Consider the following 15,996-nt stretch of genomic DNA (forward strand, 5'->3'; position numbering starts at 1 on the left):
CTAATCCTCTCACATCCACTTACGCTGCGGATGCAAATGCATTATGATGGAACTACCGGAGCTGAGGGAACAAGGAGGAGCATATTTTATGTCCGAACAAGTATACAAACAGCGGGAAGCGCTCGCCAAGCTGATTGAGCGTCATTCCTTTCAAACCGGAGTTAACCAAACGGCTATCGCGCCTTTATTCTTTATTCGCCACTCTCAGGTGACGGACCGGGTTTATCGGGTTTACAAGCCTTCCTTATGCTTCATCGCCCAAGGCTTGAAGGAGGTATGGCTGGCGCAGGAGCGGTTTGAATACGGCCCTGCCGACTATCTGATTTCATCCATGGACCTGCCTGTGACGGGCCAGGTGATCAAAGCTTCCTCTGACGCCCCGTATCTGAGCTTCAAGCTGGAATTTACGCAAAACCAAATATTAGAGGTTCTAAAAGACGCCGACATTCGAATCCGCGCGCAAGAGCATACGAAGCGAGCTATGTTTATCGGTCCAATAGAGCCGTCTATACTGAATGCGCTGCTCCGCTTAGCTCAACTGCTGGATTGCCCTGAAGACATTCCCTTCCTTGCTCCCATTTATACGAAAGAAATTGTATACAGACTTCTTCAAGGACCGTATGGAGCGGCGCTGGCGCAAATCGCAATGGAAGAAAGCAGCACTTACCGCATCAGAGAGGCTATCGAGCAAATTATTCATCACTGCGATAAGCCGCTGCGGATCGAGGAGCTTGCCGAAATAGCAAGGATGAGTATTTCTACGTTCCACCGGCATTTCAAACAGGTCACCGCCATGAGTCCCATTCAGTTTCAAAAACAGCTGCGATTGCAGGAGGCTCGGCGCCTGCTATTAACTGAGTCGACGGATGCCGCCGATGTGGCGTTCCGCGTCGGTTACGAGAGCGCATCCCAATTCAGCCGCGAATATTCTCGTATGTTCGGATTTCCGCCAAGACAAGATATAAAGCATTTAAGGGAAAAATATGATCAGAGGGTAAGAGAGGAAGCTCCTGCTGATAGAGGAATTCAAAGCGTGCTTTAGAGGAATCGGATTATAAATGAAAGGCAGTCCGAAGACTTGAATCGGCGTATCGTTTGGAAAGGACAAATCAGTAAATGTAACCTTTTCGTTAGCATCAAGCTTGGAAACAACTACCTTGGCATCAGGCTTTATCACTTTCCCCGAAAGCTTCTCTTTGGTATCAATTCTATAAACTAAAGCTACGCTTTCAATAGAATTGCTTCCCGTATATTGCGCTTCGATATCATACTGCCGTTCGGCGAAATTATTTTTCGGTATGAGAGCTAACTTCCAGCGGTCCAGGTTTTGTTGTTTTATTAATTATTTACAATTCGATGTGCAGACGGGGCCACGAGGCTCTCCAGTTCTTCCCCTCAACTCTTGCTCGGTAATAAGCCTCGTCGGAAAATAACGGACTGCGCCGCACCCTCAGCTCGAACAAATCGCTCAAACCGTACGGGCACAGCCATGCGAGCCGGTCGTCCGATTCTAAACGTATGGCGACGGCGGTAACCGTTTCCGGCCAAAAGCTTATCTCATGCTCGACCGAGCTGTAAGGCGGATCGCCGTTTTGCACGTGCATGCGTGCCTGATTTTTAACGGACCAGAGGGAGCACCCCGTCGCTTCGCAAAGCTGCCTCTCCACCTGCTTCTCGTAATCTTCGTCCAGCCGCGAGCGGTCGTAATAAATGACATCAATGTCGTTCAACGGCGTCCGCTCCGTGTAGCCATGCAGCCGGTCCCATATGTAATTGCGGACATAGCCTGCGGCGACATAAGCTCCAGGCAGCTCCGTTTGCCGGATCAACCTCAGATCGTCCATCATCCCCCGATGGGAGAGGATCATTTCTTCAAAACGCTTCTCATACCCGATCAACCGGCTTCCTCGCCTTCCAAATGTATTTATGCTCTCTTAGAGCCAACCTGCCATTAATATAGCTTGCCGCGATCCGCTCCTGCAGCTGTGCGCTCCACTCCGGCAATGTATAGTCGGGATTACCCGGGGTGGAGGAAATAAACTTGGCGAATTCGGCTTCATCCGGAAAGCAGGTTACCGCCTCGTTAAATTCCTCGATCTCAATGTTTGTGTACCCACTGCGTGCCAGCCGTTCCTTGACTGCGGATACATCCGTATGGATGCCAAAAATCGTTCCGCCCGGCTGAAGAATGCGGATATGGTCAATGATGGACGTCTGGACCTCGCCGGTCATAGATCAGGTCGAACGCGTTGTCGCTAAAAGGCAGCTCCGTCTTCGTCGTTGCATATACAAACTCCACTTGGCCGGGAGCGCCGGCCTCCTGATGCAAGCTCCGCGCGATCCTCAGCAGCTCCGCTGAATTATCGAAGCCGGTAAGCTTCTTCGCATAGCGGGACATGTTGAGCGTAAACTCGCCATGTCCGCAGCCTGCGTCCAGTACGGAGCCGAACGCAGGCAGCATTCGAATCAGCCGCTCTTCAAAAACCGTTTCGGCCGATAAGCCTTCCACGGTAAAGACGGCGTTGCTTTGATAGCCGCCGTTGCGCAGCGCGATGCGGTCGTACCATTCCATTCCCATGCATTCTCTCCCGTAATAAATGGATCTAATGACAGCATTCTTCAATGTATCATATAATACAAAAAATGGAAATACCGGATATCGGTATTTCCAGGCTGTCGAGACACCCCTCACTAAGTGAACAACGTGCAAACGCAGGTGGGGTATCTAAGCTTACGAAGCCCGTTTTTCTTCGAAAAACGCTTAGTTTACGTCCGCCTTTGAAATTCGTGAAAATACCTTCAAATCTAATCCAATTCACGGATTTCAACAGCGGCTGGAGGAGGATACCCCACCGAAGTATCACTATTTCAGGGTTTCTCGACCAAGCTCGAAATACCGAATATCGGTATTTCCATCGCTGAACCAAGCTGCCGCTGGGCGGCTATCGTTACATGGAGGCGAAAAGAATGCAGACCGGCTCCGACACGGAGATGAACCGGCCCGGATCATGTGTCAGCTTCCCGCTGTCCGGATCCCGGTGAAATACTTCTATCGTATCCGTCTGCTGATTCGCTGCAATCAGCAGCTTTCCGCCCGGCGCGATCGCAAAATTGCGCGGAGTTTTGCCATGCGTGGATGTATGCTCCACATAAGTCAGCGCGCCGGAGTCCGCATCGATCCGATAGGTCACGATACTGTCGTGCCCCCGGTTCGAGCCGTAAATAAACTGGCCGGACGGATCCAGATGCAGGTCTGCGCTCGTATTCTCGCCCTTGAACTCCGGCGGAAGGGTCGGAACCGAGCCAAGCACCGTCAAGCGGCCCGCGCTTTCGTCAAAGGCATACGCCGTGATCGTATTGTCCAGCTCGTTGATCCCGTAAGCGTAAGGCTTGCTTGGATGAAAGACGAAATGGCGCGGCCCCGCTCCCTTAGCGGTATCCGTCTCGCTATGAAGAATCAGCTGCTTGCGGTCCGCATCCAGACGGTAGACGAACAGCTTATCCTTGCCCAAGTCGGACACCACCGCATAGGTCCCTGCCGGGTGCAGCACGACTGAATGCGTGTGCGCTTCCAGCTGCCGCTGGGTTGCCTGGCTTCCTCCTTCATGAGCGATAACCTGCTGAGCCGGCTCAGACAAATCGCCTGCGCCGCTGAGCGCAAAGGCGCTGATATTGCCGCTGGAATAATTGGTGACAAGCAGCAGCGCCGGCTGGCCGCTCTCCTCCAAGCTGACATAGCAGGGTCCTTGCCGCGGGTAAGCTGCCTGTCCAATTCCTTCAAGCTTCCTGTCGCAGGATCCGTCTCGTAGCTGACGATTTCTCCGCCGAGCTGCCCGTTCGTTTCCTGCACCTCGCTAACCGCGTACAATCTCGGGTGGCGGGCGCTTGCCGCCAAATACGAGGCGTTCGCAATGTCTTGCACCGTATGCACCCGCTCGGCCTCCCCTGTCTCCTCATTAAGGCGGAACAAGGTAATGCCCGCGTCGCTTTTATGCGTGTAGGCTCCTGCGTACATCCAGACAAACCGGCTGCTCTCGTCGTTCATGCTCATAGCTTCGGATACCTCCCTTGGTAAGTTCTATACTTCCAGCCGATAAAATTCAGCCGCATTGTTCCCGAATACGTCTTCAAGCTCCGCCTCGCTTAAACCTTGGGGAAGCGTGTGTTGAAGCAGGGTATACACCTCCGAATATTCGGCGGCCAGCAGACAGACAGGCCAATCGCTTCCGTACATAACCCGTTTCGGTCCGAAAATGCTCTACAATGTGATGAACATAAGGGAGAAACTGCTCTTCGCGCCACTTCTCGTGATCCGCTTCCGTTACCATCCCCGACAGCTTGCAGTATACGCCGGGAAAATCTTTGGCGATCCGCGCCATGTGCGTAGTCCAAGGCTCTTGCTCGCTGCGCGAGATCGCCGGCTTGGCGATATGATCGATCACCGCGCGCAAATTCGGTACCCGCTCCAGCAGCTTGTATGTATCTTCGACCTGATGGGACTTGATTAGTATGTCCACGGGAAACTGTTCCTTCTCCAAAAATCGCAGCGCTTCCAATACGGCCGGACGAAAAGCGTATTCCATGTCGATATCCTGGAGCATGATGCGGATGCCTTTGAAAAAACGGTTATGGCGAAGCCTTGCATAATCCTCCCGGCAGCCTGCGCTTTCCAGATCCAGCCACCCTACGACACCGGCGATCGTATCCGTACGCTCGCACAGGCTCAGCATGTAATCCGTCTCCGCCACCGAAGCTTCCGCTTGAACGACAACGGTCTTCTGAATGCCATGCGCCTGCAGGTGCGCTTCCAAATCTGCCGGCAAATAATTCCGGTACAACACCGGGACGTCCGGACTCAACCAGCCGTAATCCCCCCGCTCCAAATTCCAATAATGCTGATGCGCATCAATTCTCATCGGCGTGTTCCCCTCATCCTCCATTGACATATATTGCAAAATAACTCTATAGCAAATCATAATACAGCTGAACGGGATTCACAACCTTCAAGAGAATGTCAGTACGCTTGCCGTCAGGTCACTTTCTTGTCCAATCCCAGCCCTATCGTTTGAGCAGGGAAGGGAATAGATCGGGGCTCCGACCGCTGACAGCGATTGCAATTCGTATGACCGGAATCCCGTTCACTTGGTATTAACACCTGGCTGGAGGGAGTTAAACAGCTCAACAGCCGGTAAAATGTCATTTTCCATCGTGCATGATAAAATTAAAATAAACCGGCCTGCATTACCGCCAGCCGGTTTCTCGCATTGTTATAAGGAATAGATTAAGAGTCCACCAGCGAATCGCCGATCAGCTCAAGGCACACAATCGCGTTCAAGCACCACTGGGAAGCCGTATTGGTCGAAATCCACGGAATTTCGTGAAGCTCCCTGATATACTCATCCTCCAGCACGGAAATTCGGTCGCTGGCCAGCTTCAAATCTCCCATCCCTGCGTCTTTCAGCAGAATCGTCCACGCCTGCCGAGCCAGCGCCGGGTCTTCGTATCTCCGCGAGGCATAGGCCGCAATGCCGGTGGAGAACATCGGCCATGCATACCCGCCGCTCGGCATATCACCGACCAGCAGCTGCTCCTTCTGCTCCCGCGGCAGGTTATAGAAGGCGCCGATTTCGGCCAGCATTTCGTCCCATGACTCGTCCTTCAGCATAAGCGACAGCTCCATCCAAACCTGAGGCCCGCCCATGCATATCGCCAAGTGTCCTCCTGCATTGTTGCCCATATCGTAAAGGCGCCCGGTCTTCGGATCGTAGCCGTGCACCGCGAGATTGCGCATCCGGTTCGGCATCGCCTTCAGCGATTCGATCCCGGCGAGCAGCTTGTCGCGGTAAGCCGTATCCTCCCTCCGCTCCCAGCGGGTCATCCAGTTCGAGGAGAAGGCCGCCCAATCCGGTCCTACCCGGGCATGGGTCGGATACTCGTCCTTAGGGAAATAGTACCGCATCGGGTCCAGATGCACTGTGGTGTAATCGGCATCGACCACCTCATCCATGATGTCCCCGATCCGCTCGTCGGCTGTCAGGTAATAGTAATACCGGTGCAGTCCCGCCATGCCGATCCGCGCTTCCTTGCAGCCGCAGCCCCAATGGACGACGTTATGCCGCGAGCCCAGGCCCGCATATTCCCCGAAATGATACACGTCCACCTCGCTCGTATGCCGGGTCATGGCCTCCGCCATGCGGAAAATATCGGCGCGGCCGGAACGGAGAAACATAAGCCACAGCCACATGTTCGGCACGAGCTCGGTATTTTGCCACGCAAAGCCGCCGATATCGTAGCGCCATGTATGCCGCACCGGATCATAGGTGTGCATCACGTCGCCGTAATCCCAGAAGCCGTACCATCGGCGCTGCTCGATCTCCTCACGGTAAAAAGCGATTGCCGCATCGAGCTGATCCTCGACGGCAACCTTGACGAGCGAGCCGCGGTCCGGGAGGCTCCACACGCCGAACGCTTTCGTCCTGTGGTAATGCTCCGGCTCGCACACAAGCAGGGACGGCGACTGCGCCTCCTCGGCATAGGCCTGCAGCGCAGCATGACTCGGCGTCTTGTCGCAGCACCAGAGCGACAGCTCGCTCGTATTGGCGATGCCATACGGCGTACTGCGCATCTCGTCAAAGCCTTCATAGGCCGACTGCAGATGCGTAGCGGTATCGTAATGACGCAGATCCATCGCCTGCGCATCCGGCGACCAGAACCAGAGCGTCATCGACGCCGTCTCCCCGGATAAGCCGTTCAGCTCAAGCGAGGACGGATGCTTTTGCCAGAAATACCGGATGCCTGCCGCCAGGCCGCCCTGCTCCGCTCCGGCGTACGCAAGCCCCTGGGACCGGCAGCCTACGGCAGCTCGAATCCAGGCACAGCCCTCCTGCGTCCGTTTCGAAATCGTGTAGGAATCCGACGACTGCTGGACAAGCTTCGCGCTGTCCCACACAGCGGATTCCTCGATCAGGCCGAGAAAACGAGCGTCTTCCTCCGGATCGAAAGCAATGAACTCTCCCGCCGTCTGCCGGCGGAACAGCTCTTCATACTTGCCTGTCGTGCGTGTAGTTCTCAAATGCTTCGGAGATTCGCTGAACAACCCGGTATCTCCGGCGAAACGGTAATGCCGGTTATACAGAGGCCCCTGCATCGGCACATCGAATGTCATCCCGATTCCTTTGATGAAATCCATATGAGGGTTGCCGTCGTATACAAACGTATGCACCGCCCGGATCTGATGCTGTCCTGCATAAAAGTAGAGCCGCAGCGTAAACGGCAGCCACTCGCGGACGCCGGACGTCAGCTTATGCCGCCCTTCAAGCCGGACGACGGCGCGGAACTGGGCCGTCCTGCTCGATCACCGCCTTCGTCAGCTCGCTGATGTAGTCATGCTCCTTGATGGAACGCTGCCCCGAGGTTTTGTGCCGTTCTTCCACGATGCAGCGAAGCTGTCCGCCTGAGCAGACCAGCGCCTCTTCGCGGTATAAAGCCTGGATAAACGACGTCCCCCGCTTGTTCAGCACGCACCGGATCGGGCCTGCCGCCACTTCTATCCGGTCGCCGTGATCCACTGCCGTCACACGAGCACCGGCCGCCTCGTCAGAAGCTTCCTCAGCAGGCTGCAAGGCGTCCGTTTGGCCGTTCTTTCGAAGTGCGATGCCCGCTTGGCCGTTCTTCCGCAGCTCGAGGCTTACGGCGCGTTCCTCCGCGATGGAGGCCGCATGCGCCGACCACTTCACGGAGCCGTCAGGCCAATAAGCCGTAGGCCAGCTTTGAACGGGAATACTCGTTCCATGCTCATCAAGAAGCTGGAACGTATCCTCTCGGCTCAAGGCTCCTTCCGTCCATGGAACTCCCCAGGTCACTCCTGCAGGAAGACCGGCCGACTTCTCTTTCGTCTCAAGCCAATGCAGCCGAATCCCGCCTGCTTCCGTCTCACCGCTCATGTCCCTTATCCCCTCTTTCGCCGAATGCCTTGCGTAAGCTCGCGTAAACCTGCGTAAGCTTGAGGCAGCCGACAAGTGTATTGTTGCGTTCGCAAATCACCTGCACGCTCCGCTCTTTTTCAGCGGCCTCCTTAAGCTTAATTTCCGCAATGAGCCTATTCTATTTCCCTGCCAGCGTTTCGGTCAACAGCATAATAGCCAGCGCTTGTCCGTAGGCCGTCGGGCAGATCGGGATATTCAAATAATGCTCGTCGTTCATGCCGATAGCTGTCCCGTACGAAACCTGCAGGACGGTACCGTCCTCTGCAATATTGCGGATGACGGCTTGGACCGCTTTTTCCGCCGTATCGCGGTATTCCTCGCCCAGGTAGCCTTGACGAACCGCCTTCAGCAGACCGTAACCGAATCCGGCTGTGGCCGACGCTTCCGTGTAAGAGGCGGGATCGGTCAGAATGGTGTGCCACATGCCGTCGGATTCCTGCAGCTTTACAAGCGAGACGGCCTGCGCTTTCAGCGCCTCAAGCAAGTAACGCTTGACCGGACCCTCCAGCTCCGAAATTTCCAGAAACTCGACCACACCGGCAGTGAACCAGCAGTTGCCGCGGGCCCACAGCGTACGTCCGAAGTGGTGTCTGCCGATAAAGCTCCAGCCATGGAACCATAACCCGGTCTCGGGATCGTGCAAATATTTGATGTGCAGCAAAAATTGATATACGGATTCATCCACATAGGCCTGATTGCCTGTAACCTTGCCCATTTTGGCAAGAAACAGCACTGTCATGAACAAGGTGTCATCCCACAGCTGCTCCTCATTATCGTCAATAATTGTAATATGCTGGAGCCCGCCTTCCTCGGTACGCGGCATATCGTGCATCACCCATTCCGCCCATTCGGTGCATACCGCCAAATAGTTCTCGTTCTTCGTCTGCTCGTACAGATGTATCAGCGCCAGCAGCGGAGCGACGGAATTGACGTTCTTCGGAGGCAGCCCTTCCTCCAAATGACGGTCATACCAGTCGATCAAAAAGTCCGTATATTCCTGCTTGCCCGTAAAACGGGTATATTTGAACAAGCCGTACAATGCGACGCCGAGCGGCCATTCCCATACGTCAAAATCCATATGATCGTTGGCATTGTCTTTATTGGCGGAGATCAGGCGCTGAAATACTTTTTCCAGCAGCTCCGCCGTGTCCGGGGAAGTTACCTTTTGATTCGATTGCTGCATCACTTACACACTCCTTGATTCGGGATTAAGATGGATTGCGGGTAAAGGATAAATCTGCAGACAGCGGTCTGGCAAGCGTTTTCATGACTGTGCCCGCCTGCCATGCGATCCTCCCGCTTTATGATGAATTATAAAAAGGGAAAAGTTTACACCTTATACGATACCTTTATTTATTTTTGTTTTCAACCGTTTTCTTTTGAATTGACGCAGGATTGCAAAAAAAGAGACACAAAACCAGCTTGTGTCTCTTTTTCGCAGCTTTCCAGCCTTCTATGCCGCTCTCTATTAAGAGAGCTTTTTCAAACGAATCACGTTCCAGGACAGCTTCGGCAGCAGCGCTTGTACAAGACCGTCGCGGATTTCGGCATTTCCGCGGTTATGCGGTACGACGCGGTCCGGCTGCCGCTCGGTGTTGGCCGCCTTCACATCCTCATTTTCCAGTACCAGATGCTCAATAACCTTATAGCCCGCAAAGCCCCTCACGTCGCAGTCCAGCTGAAGCGGACCTGTCGTGTCCTTGTTGACAGCAAAGACGGTCAGCTCCTCCTGCTCCTCGTTATATACCGCGATCGATTCGAGATAAGGCACGTCGGTGAAATCCTTGCTATCGTACTTCGGCGAAGAAATGATCGGGTTGAGCGCCACCCCTCTGCCATAAACGGAGGTGTGCATATAAGGGTAGAAAATGCTCTGGCGCCACGCGCCGCCGCCGTTGCTTGTCATGATCGGAGCGATGACGTTGACGAGCTGCGCCATGCAGGCGATCTTCACCCTGGTCCGAATGCCGGAGCAGCGTAATCAGCATGCTGCCGACCAGCAGCGCATCCTCGAACGTATACACATCCTCGAGCTGCGGCGGCGCAATGGTTCACGACTCCAGCTTGCGGTCCGCCTCGTTGGAATGATACCAAACGTTCCATTCATCGAACGACAGGTACATCGTTTTCTTCGAGCGCTTCTTCGCTTTAATATAATCGCAAATTGCCGTGACCTCGCGAATAAAAGCATCCATATCGAGCGATCTCGCCAAAAAGTTCTCGATATTGTTATCCCGGTTCCCGTAATACGTGTGCAGCGACAAGTATTCCACATGATTGTATGTATGATCCAGCACCGTCGCTTCCCATTCCGCATACGTAGCCATGCCGCGGTTCGAGCTTCCGCAGGCGACCAGCTCAATGGAAGGATCGACCCACTTCATGACCTTCGCCGCTTCCTGGGCGATGCGGCCGTATTCATCCGCCGTTTTATGGCCGATTTGCCAAGGGCCGTCCATCTCGTTGCCGAGGCACCAAGTTTTGATATTGTGAGGTTCCTTATAGCCGTGCGATATGCGAAGATCGCTCCAATAAGAGCCGGACGCATGATTGCAGTATTCGACGAGATCGCGGGCCGCATCGATGCCGCGCGTGCCGAGGTTGATCGCCATATTGACTTCGCTGTTCACCCGTTTGGCCCACTGCATGAATTCATTGGTTCCGATGTGATTGGGCTCGGTCGTGCGCCAAGCCAGCTCAAGCCGCCGCGGCCTGGACTCGACCTGGTCCGACGCCGTCCTCCCAATTGTAACCGGATACGAAGTTGCCCCCCGGATAACGGATAATCGGCACGCCGATTTCATTGATCAGATCGATTACATCCTGACGAAACCCCTGCTCATCGGCCGAAGGATGCTCCGGCTCGTAAATGCCGCCGTACACCGCCCGTCCCAAATGCTCCACAAAAGAACCGTAAATGCGCCGGTTCACCTCGCCGACGCTAAAATCCTTCTCAAGCACCATCTTCGCTTTCTTCATTTCCGTCACGGCTGGTCTCCTCTTTTCATTTTATTTTAGATTTTACTAAAATAATTTAAACTTTTATTATTGCCAACCTTATTTTAAAAGATGGCCACTTCTGCTGTCAATCCTAAATTAATCCGCTTTCATTCACTTTATCGCTGAAGGGTTCGCTTTTATTTTCAAGTATTTTATTTTATAATTATTTAAAATAAATTAAAACAAGGAGTCTCTCCCTTTATGGTATATATCAAAGATTTGAAATCAGGCCTGAGTTTGTTCAAGGCGCTTAGTTCCGACATCCGGCTGCAAATGATCGAATTGCTGGCAGAGCACGGACATCTGAACCTGAATGACCTTGCCCAGAAGATGAGCTTGACCAACGGCGCCATCACGATGCACGTGAAAAAGCTGGAGGAAAGCGGGCTTATCGAAATTCAAACGGCGGTAGGCAAGCACGGCATTCAAAAAATATGCTACCTGAACGAGGAGAAGCTGATCGTCGATTTAAAAAACGCAGATAAAGGAAATAATGTGTACGAGGTCGACATTCAAGTCGGCCATTACAGCGCTTATGAGGTCAAGCCGACATGCGGAATGGCGACCCGGGATAAAATTATCGGAGAGTTTGACGACCCGAGATATTTTGCCGATCCCGAGCATATCCACGCAGACATTGTGTGGCTGACGGAGGGCTTTTTTGAATACCGGATTCCGAACTATTTGAAATCGAATCAGCAGTTTGAGGAGCTTCAGTTCATTATGGAGATCGGCTCGGAGGCGCCGGGCTACTGCAATAATTGGCCATCGGACATTTATTTCTGCATCAACGACCAGGAGCTGGGCTTCTGGACGAGCCCCGGCGATTTCGGCGGCGTGAGAGGCACCTTCAATCCGGACTGGTGGCCTATGAGCTTGAACCAATACGGCCTGCTCAAAATGATCCGGATCAACAAGGAAGGAAGCTTTATTGACGGGACCAAGGTTTCTTCCGTAACGCTGGACAGCATCGGTCTCGACTACAAGAGCGACATCAAGCTGAAGATCGGCGTCCCCGCCCATGCCAAGAACACCCACGGACTTACGTTATTCGGAAAACATTTTGGCAACTATAACCAAAATTTAACGGCGCGTGTGCTATACTTTTAACAATGACCATGCTGTGACGGCATCCTGTTTCATAACCTAATCTTTGGGGTAATGACCCTGGTCATTCTCTTACATTCTTAAAATCTAGTAAATCATGGATATTTCGAGCGAAAAAATAGATTATGTAGTAAAATTGTAAAACTATTTTAATGTTATTTTAATAATCGTAATATATCCTATTTACATATCCAATATTAGGTTGGTGATTGATTATGAAACTATTTATTACTGTTCACAACAAAAAAGTTCCCGTTTACACCGATGAAAAGACGAATAAGAAATTTAACTTACTGAAGACCGCCCTCGAATCCAAGCTCGTGAAAGGAAGAAAGGCCGTCAAAAAATGCCTCGATTCCTTGATCAGCATTGAAATCGTCGGCTGCGAAGCGATTCTGCATTCGTTGAACGAACGGGACACGCTCGCTTTGTCGCTTTACTAACATCACGCTCAAACGAACGACACCTAATAAAACAAATCCAGCCTCTTCCTTCGCGGAGAAACTGGATTTGTTTTTTGCTGTTTCCAGCGGAGAACGGGCGCTTAACGGCTGAAATCTTATTTGCTGAAATAACGCTCCTTCAATACAGCCAGATGATGCAGCTCATGGCCGAAGATCACGCAGGCCAAAGCAAGGGGGGTCATCGGTCCGCCGCTTACCGTCCCTTTTCTCTGCCTTGCTTCACCGCCAAGACCGGCCAGCAGCGACAGCGTAGACTTTCTGACAACGTGCAGCTCGTGCAGCAGCGCCTCTTCCGTCAAGTCGTCGAACGGCGCTCCCGGCACATAAATATCCTGGTCGAAGCCCGGCAGCGGGGCCGTTTCGCCGCGCGCAATGCACAGCAGCCGGTAGGCCATGATCCGCTCGGTATCCGCGATATGGCCGACAACCTGTTTGACGGACCATTTGCCCGGCGCATAGCGGTAGGCCCACTGCTCTGCCGGCAGCGCCCGCAGCAGCGATACAGCTTCCTCGTGCTGCTGGTTTAGCAAGGTATGCAGGGTCCCCTGCGGCACCTTCTGAATATACGTTTCATAGTACGGGTTATAATCTCCCTGCTGCGGTCTTTCCTGCATCGAAATCGTCTCCCTTCACCTGATCGGATACTTGACCAATTCGACGGCGCACCGGCCGCAATCCTTCCATTCCTGCTAGATTCGGCAGGGCTGACAAGGTACAATAAGGCCAATGAACGCGAGCGTGTCATTCAAAAAAAAGCCGCTGATGGAGTGAGATACAACTTATGACCGAATTACCGATTGATGCCGCTCTGCCGGAGCTGACCGCGTCGCTCCGCTCCCGGACCGGCGCCGTGCTTGTAGCGCCGCCCGGCGCCGGCAAAACAACCCGCGTGCCGCTGGCCCTGCTGCACGAGCCTTGGCTCGCCGGCCGCAAAATACTGATGCTGGAGCCCCGCCGTTTGGCTGCGCGCTCCGCCGCCCGGTTTATGGCGGCTTCCTTGGGAGAACAGGTAGGCCAGACGGTCGGCTACCGGGTCAAGCTCGATACCCGGCCAGCCCTTCCACACGGATCGAAGTCATCACGGAGGGCGTGCTGACCCGCCTGCTGCAGGACGATCCGGCGCTGGAGGAGGTCGGACTCGTCATCTTCGACGAATTCCATGAGCGCAGCCTGCATGCCGATGTGGGACTGGCCTTGTGCCTGCAGTCCCAATCGCTGCTGCGCGAGGATCTGCGGCTGCTCGTCATGTCCGCGACACTTGAAGCCGAGCCTGTCGCGGCGCTGCTGGGCGATGCCCCCGTTGTCCGCAGTGAAGGGCGCAGCTTCCCTGTGCAGACCGTCTACCTCGACCGCCCCGCCGAAGGCCGGGTGGAGCCGCACGCCGTTCGCTGCATCCAACAGGCGCTGGCAAGCGAGCCGGGAGACCTGCTCGTCTTCCTGCCCGGCGAAGGAGAGATCCGCCGCCTCCAGGCAAGGCTGCAAGAGCTTCGCCTTGGCGCAGGCATCCTCATAGCGCCGCTGTACGGCAATCTGCCGCAGGAGGCGCAGGATCAAGCCATCGCGCCCAGTGTGCCGGGCGTCCGCAAAATCGTCCTGGCCACCTCGATTGCCGAATCGAGCTTGACCGTTGAAGGCATCCGCATCGTGATCGACTGCGGTCTGATGCGGGTGCCCCGCTTCTCTCCGCGGACGGGCATGACCTCGCTGACGACGGTCCAAGTCTCCCGTGCGTCGGCGGATCAGCGCCGGGGCCGTGCGGGACGGCTCTCTCCCGGCGTATGCTACCGCCTCTGGACCGAGGCGGAAGACCGCCGCCTGGCGGCCGAAACGACGCCGGAGATGCTCGAGGCCGACCTGGCTCCGCTCGCGCTTGAGCTGGCGGCCTGGGGCACGGCGGACCCGTCCGAGCTGCTCTGGCTCGACCCGCCGCCCGCCGCGGCGTATGCGCAGGCGCGCGAGCTGCTCCGCCAGCTGGGCGCGCTCGGCCAGGACGGCGCCATGACGCCGCACGGCAAGCGCATGGCGGAGCTCGGACTGCATCCCCGGCTCGCCCACATGATTCTGCAGGCGGAGCCCATCGGGCTGGGCGGGCTCGCCTGCGAGCTGGCCGCGCTGCTGAACGAGCGCGATATTCTGCGAAGCGGGCCGATGCAGCCGGCCAACGCCGATCTGCGGCTGCGGCTGGAGGCGCTCCAGCGCGTCGGGCGGGCGGCCGGCGGCGCTGGCAATGCGACAGCGAAAGGCGAAGCGGTCTACGACGGGTTCGCCGTCGACACCGCCGCCTGCCGGCGCATTCTCGCGGAAGCGGCTCAGTGGAAGCGCGCGCTGCGGCTGCCCAAGGAGGAGCCGCGGGACGCCGATGCCTGCGGCAGGCTGCTGGCTTTCGCTTACCCCGACCGCATCGGGCAGCTGCGGACGACGGGCCGCTTCTTGCTGCGAAGCGGCCGCGGCGCCGCATTCAGCGAGCTGCAGCCGCTGTCGTCCTCGGCCTATCTGGTCGCGGCCGCGCTAGACGATCAGGGCCAGGACAGCCGGATTCACCTGGCCGCGCCGCTTACGCTGCAGGAGCTGGAAGCCTGCAGCGGCAGCCAGATCACGGAGGAGACCGTGATCGAGTGGGACCGGCAGGCGCAGGCGGTGCGCGCCCGCAAACGAAGGCGCCTCGGCGCGCTGACGCTGCAGGAGCTGCCGGTCGCGCAGCCCGATCCGGACGCTGCGCTGGCCGCTCTGCTGCAAGGCATCCGGACAGAGGGCCTGTCTATCCTCCCTTGGTCCAAGGCTTCGCGGCAGCTGCAGCTGCGCATGCGCTTCATGCATTATGCCGGACCCGGCGAATTGGCCGGACGCGGAGGAAGAAGCGCTGCTTCGGGAGCTGGAGACATGGCTTGCCCCGCATCTGTATGGAATGAAGAGCCGCAACGACTTGGGCCGCCTGAATCTTCACGATATTCTTGAAGGGGCCTTGACGTGGGAGCAGCGCCGGGAGCTGGATGCTTACGCGCCGACTCACCTGACTGTGCCGAGCGGCTCCCGCATCGCGATCGATTACAGCGATCCGACTCAGCCGCTGCTGTCCGTGAGGCTTCAGGAAATGTTCGGGCTGCTCGATACGCCGCGGATCGGACGCGGCAGGATGCCGCTCACGCTGCATCTGCTCTCTCCCGCCCAGCGGCCGGTTCAGGTCACCCAGGATTTGGCCAGCTTTTGGTCCGTCACCTACTTTGACATCAAAAAAGACCTGAAAGGCCGATATCCCAAGCATTATTGGCCGGACGACCCATTAGCTGCGCCGCCGACCCGCCGGGTCCGGCCCAACAGCTGACGGCCAGCTTGGAGCATCAGTATCGTCTTACGCTTGCGGATATCGAATATGGGATATCGGGCTTCAAACGGGCCTTCCTTACACATAAAACCGCCGGACTCCATTCGTCAAATGGATG

9 protein-coding genes and 5 pseudogenes are annotated in these 15,996 nt (G+C 55.6%); 4 read left to right on the forward strand and 10 right to left on the reverse strand.

Annotation, left to right across the window (positions count from 1 at the left end; all coding sequences use genetic code 11):
• Positions 1–88 precede the first annotated feature (88 nt).
• On the forward strand, positions 89–1,042 hold the full coding sequence (locus tag ACHHV8_RS21605) for an AraC family transcriptional regulator (protein WP_395161456.1): 954 nt from the start codon (positions 89–91) through the stop codon (positions 1,040–1,042).
• Positions 1,043–1,346: 304 nt separating this feature from the next.
• Here the strand turns inward: ACHHV8_RS21605 and ACHHV8_RS21610 are convergent, their stop codons facing one another.
• From ACHHV8_RS21610 to arfA, 9 genes and pseudogenes are all read right to left on the reverse strand, one after another.
• The gene (locus tag ACHHV8_RS21610; RefSeq protein WP_395161458.1) at positions 1,347–1,898 is read right to left on the reverse strand and encodes a nucleotidyltransferase family protein; all 552 of its coding nucleotides are present in this window, start codon (positions 1,896–1,898) and stop codon (positions 1,347–1,349) included.
• On the reverse strand, positions 1,885–2,232 hold the full coding sequence (locus ACHHV8_RS21615) for a hypothetical protein (RefSeq protein ID WP_395161460.1): 348 nt from the start codon (positions 2,230–2,232) through the stop codon (positions 1,885–1,887). Before ACHHV8_RS21615 ends, ACHHV8_RS21610 begins: the two co-directional genes overlap by 14 nt.
• Positions 2,201–2,578 carry a class I SAM-dependent methyltransferase gene (locus tag ACHHV8_RS21620; RefSeq protein WP_395161462.1) on the reverse strand — a complete coding sequence of 126 codons (378 nt, stop codon included), beginning with the start codon at positions 2,576–2,578 and terminating at the stop codon, positions 2,201–2,203. Before ACHHV8_RS21620 ends, ACHHV8_RS21615 begins: the two co-directional genes overlap by 32 nt.
• A gap of 370 nt (positions 2,579–2,948) precedes the next feature.
• Positions 2,949–4,051, reverse strand: a pseudogene (locus tag ACHHV8_RS21625) (lactonase family protein).
• 27 nt (positions 4,052–4,078) lie between these two features.
• A complete protein-coding gene (locus ACHHV8_RS21630; RefSeq protein WP_395161464.1) occupies positions 4,079–4,234 on the reverse strand; it encodes an amidohydrolase family protein in 156 nt (51 codons plus the stop codon).
• A gap of 76 nt (positions 4,235–4,310) precedes the next feature.
• Positions 4,311–4,976, reverse strand: a pseudogene (locus tag ACHHV8_RS21635) (amidohydrolase family protein); the annotation flags it as partial.
• A gap of 305 nt (positions 4,977–5,281) precedes the next feature.
• Positions 5,282–7,943: pseudogene (locus ACHHV8_RS21640) on the reverse strand (exo-rhamnogalacturonan lyase family protein).
• Between the two features lie 160 nt (positions 7,944–8,103).
• Entirely contained in the window at positions 8,104–9,168 is a 1,065-nt protein-coding gene (gene bglB, locus ACHHV8_RS21645; protein WP_395161466.1) for a beta-galactosidase BglB, read from the reverse strand.
• A 285-nt stretch (positions 9,169–9,453) separates the two neighbouring features.
• Positions 9,454–10,964 (reverse strand): annotated as a pseudogene (arfA, locus tag ACHHV8_RS21650) (arabinosylfuranosidase ArfA).
• A gap of 222 nt (positions 10,965–11,186) precedes the next feature.
• On the opposite strand from arfA, the gene ACHHV8_RS21655 reads away from it, so the two are divergent.
• Positions 11,187–12,095 (forward strand): ArsR/SmtB family transcription factor, encoded by a 909-nt coding sequence (locus ACHHV8_RS21655; RefSeq protein WP_395161468.1) that lies wholly within the window; start codon positions 11,187–11,189, stop codon positions 12,093–12,095.
• 212 nt (positions 12,096–12,307) lie between these two features.
• Positions 12,308–12,535, forward strand: coding sequence for a 3-dehydroquinate dehydratase (locus tag ACHHV8_RS21660; RefSeq protein ID WP_395161470.1), 228 nt, complete (start codon positions 12,308–12,310; stop codon positions 12,533–12,535).
• A gap of 116 nt (positions 12,536–12,651) precedes the next feature.
• On the opposite strand, the gene ACHHV8_RS21665 is transcribed toward ACHHV8_RS21660, so the two are convergent.
• Positions 12,652–13,170: a DinB family protein gene (locus tag ACHHV8_RS21665; RefSeq protein WP_395161472.1), complete on the reverse strand. Its 519-nt coding sequence runs from the start codon at positions 13,168–13,170 to the stop codon at positions 12,652–12,654.
• Between the two features lie 167 nt (positions 13,171–13,337).
• Between ACHHV8_RS21665 and hrpB the strand changes: the two are divergent.
• Positions 13,338–15,878, forward strand: a pseudogene (hrpB, locus tag ACHHV8_RS21670) (ATP-dependent helicase HrpB).
• Positions 15,879–15,996 lie beyond the last annotated feature (118 nt).

This window comes from Paenibacillus sp. TAB_01 (assembly GCF_043945595.1).
GTDB lineage: Bacteria > Bacillota > Bacilli > Paenibacillales > NBRC-103111 > Paenibacillus_S.

Bases quoted from the DNA above. Each gene is read 5' to 3' on its own strand.
- ACHHV8_RS21605 (WP_395161456.1), top strand. From the start codon at position 89: ATGTCCGAACAAGTATACAAACAGCGGGAAGCGCTCGCCAAGCTGATT.
- ACHHV8_RS21615 (WP_395161460.1), bottom strand. From the start codon at position 2,232: ATGACCGGCGAGGTCCAGACGTCCATCATTGACCATATCCGCATTCTT.
- ACHHV8_RS21620 (WP_395161462.1), bottom strand. From the start codon at position 2,578: ATGGGAATGGAATGGTACGACCGCATCGCGCTGCGCAACGGCGGCTAT.
- ACHHV8_RS21630 (WP_395161464.1), bottom strand. From the start codon at position 4,234: ATGTACGGAAGCGATTGGCCTGTCTGTCTGCTGGCCGCCGAATATTCG.
- bglB (WP_395161466.1), bottom strand. From the start codon at position 9,168: ATGCAGCAATCGAATCAAAAGGTAACTTCCCCGGACACGGCGGAGCTG.
- ACHHV8_RS21655 (WP_395161468.1), top strand. From the start codon at position 11,187: ATGGTATATATCAAAGATTTGAAATCAGGCCTGAGTTTGTTCAAGGCG.
- ACHHV8_RS21660 (WP_395161470.1), top strand. From the start codon at position 12,308: ATGAAACTATTTATTACTGTTCACAACAAAAAAGTTCCCGTTTACACC.
- ACHHV8_RS21665 (WP_395161472.1), bottom strand. From the start codon at position 13,170: ATGCAGGAAAGACCGCAGCAGGGAGATTATAACCCGTACTATGAAACG.